This is a genomic window from Psychrobacter sp. (assembly GCF_035469765.1).
Lineage (GTDB): Bacteria > Pseudomonadota > Gammaproteobacteria > Pseudomonadales > Moraxellaceae > Psychrobacter.
In genome coordinates this window covers 1-1,884 of sequence record NZ_DATIRM010000102.1, presented here as the reverse complement: position 1 = coordinate 1,884, position 1,884 = coordinate 1, and the positions used below count along the sequence as shown (strand labels likewise).

General features: G+C 43.2%; 3 protein-coding genes. 2 read left to right on the top strand and 1 reads right to left on the bottom strand.

Annotated features, from left to right (window positions below; genetic code table 11):
- Positions 1 to 47: 47 nt before the first annotated feature.
- A complete protein-coding gene (locus tag VLN09_RS02835) occupies positions 48 to 596 on the top strand; it encodes a cysteine hydrolase family protein (protein WP_325243694.1) in 549 nt (182 codons plus the stop codon).
- A 79-nt stretch (positions 597 to 675) separates the two neighbouring features.
- Positions 676 to 1,590 (top strand): MBL fold metallo-hydrolase, encoded by a 915-nt coding sequence (locus tag VLN09_RS02830; RefSeq protein ID WP_325243693.1) that lies wholly within the window; start codon positions 676 to 678, stop codon positions 1,588 to 1,590.
- Positions 1,591 to 1,647: 57 nt separating this feature from the next.
- Here VLN09_RS02830 and VLN09_RS02825 read toward each other — a convergent pair.
- Positions 1,648 to 1,884 (bottom strand): hypothetical protein (locus tag VLN09_RS02825; protein WP_325243692.1); only part of this gene is annotated, 237 nt, incomplete at its 5' end.

The window sequence follows — 1,884 nt, the reverse complement described above, 5'->3', positions numbered from 1 at the left end:
AAAATATATGTCTATACAGTCACTTCCATAAACAAAGAGGCATTAACATGAACAAACAAGCACTGATCGTTGTCGACATTCAAAATGAGTATTTTCCACAAGGTAAACTCGCACTCGTTGGTATTCACGAAGCCGCTGATAATGCTGCTTTGGTTATTGCGTCTGCTAGAGAAAAAGGTCATACCGTCATTCATGTTCGTCATGAAATGCCTTCTACTGACGCACCAATCTTTACGCCTGATACCGATGGTGTACAGATTAATGAGAAGGTGAAACCAATAGAAGGTGAAGCCGTCGTCGTGAAGCATTACCCCAATTCATTCCGTGAGACTGATCTGAAAGAGCTATTAGATAAAGAATGTATCAAAGACGTGACCGTGATTGGCGCCATGAGCCATATGTGTGTGGATGCCACCGTTCGTGCGGCAGTGGACTTTGGTTATACAACGACCACGATCCATGATGCGTGTGCCACGCTTGATCTTGAATTTAATGGAACGACAGTACCCGCAGCTCAGGCTCATGCCACCATCATGGCAGCGATTGAGTTTCTATATGGCGAAGTGATTGATACGCAAACGTGGATTGCGCGTTAATACTGAGTATTTAACCAAACCCTCATTAAGTCGTAAAACAGACTCACCAACAATATTTTCATCAATAAGGTATCAAATTATGAAAATAGCCAAATCGCTGACCAGTACCACGCTGTTAAGTGGCGTGATGTTCCTAACGGCATGTACCACCTTCGCCAGTCCAGCAGCGAATCCTAACGCTGTAAAAGAGACGGCGACCAATATCGTTCAATTTCAGCAAATCCGCAATGCCACAATTAAGCTCGATTATGCCGGCACTACTTTTTTAGTCGACCCTATGCTAGCACCTAAAAATGCTTATGCAGGGTTTGCAGACACTCTGAATAGCGAAATTCGGTATCCAATGGTAGATTTGCCGATGTCTGTTGCAGAGGTAATAAGGGCTGACGCCATTATTTTGACCCATTTACATGCTGATCATTGGGACGATGCCGCACGCAACCTAGTCCCTCGTGACATGCCAATTTTCACCCAAGATAAAGCGGATGCCGCTACGGTACGTAAAGATGGCTTTACCGATGTCAGAGTACTGACAGAACAAGGCGTTGTGTTTAAAGGCACTAGAATCAATAAAACCATTGGACAGCATGGTACTGATGAGATGTACAAAGTTCCAGCGCTTGCTCAGTCACTTGGCAAAACGATGGGTATTGTATTCCAAAAACCAAACTACAAGACGGTTTATGTCGCAGGGGATACCATTTGGAATAAGGAAGTAGAGAATGCGCTTACTCGCTACAAGCCTGATGCGGTCATCCTTAACACAGGTTATGCAAAGCTCACTACCTTTGTTGATGACTCTATCATCATGGGTAGAGAGGATGTATACCGTGCGTACAAATTCTCTCCTAACGCTCAAATAATTAATGTGCACATGGACACGGTCAATCATGGAGAACTGTCAAAGGCAGAGCTGCGCCGCTTTATCGAGGAAAAACACTTAGATAAACAGCGTGCGCTTGTTCCTAATGATGGTCAGTACTACAAGTTCTAGTTTTTTATAAGTAGGTTTTTAGAAGCATCCTTGTCTAGTAATAATCAAAGATTATTGCTAGACAAAATAAACACTGCATAACTGAAATAGCTTATGAATATTCCAAACTCTTCTGGTAATGCCCCTTTCGTTCTTTCGGTGCTCGATAATGCCTTCACCGGCGTTGGCCACACGATAGAGGACACCTTTAAAGAGATGATCACTCTTGCGAAACTGGCTGAAAAAATCAAGTTTATAAGGCGGAAAGTGCAAGCCTAAATCAGATAACAGCCTTTCCTGCAAGTTTGGTAAAAA

Bases quoted from the DNA above. Each gene is read 5' to 3' on its own strand.
- VLN09_RS02830 (WP_325243693.1), top strand. From the start codon at position 676: ATGAAAATAGCCAAATCGCTGACCAGTACCACGCTGTTAAGTGGCGTG.
- VLN09_RS02835 (WP_325243694.1), top strand. From the start codon at position 48: ATGAACAAACAAGCACTGATCGTTGTCGACATTCAAAATGAGTATTTT.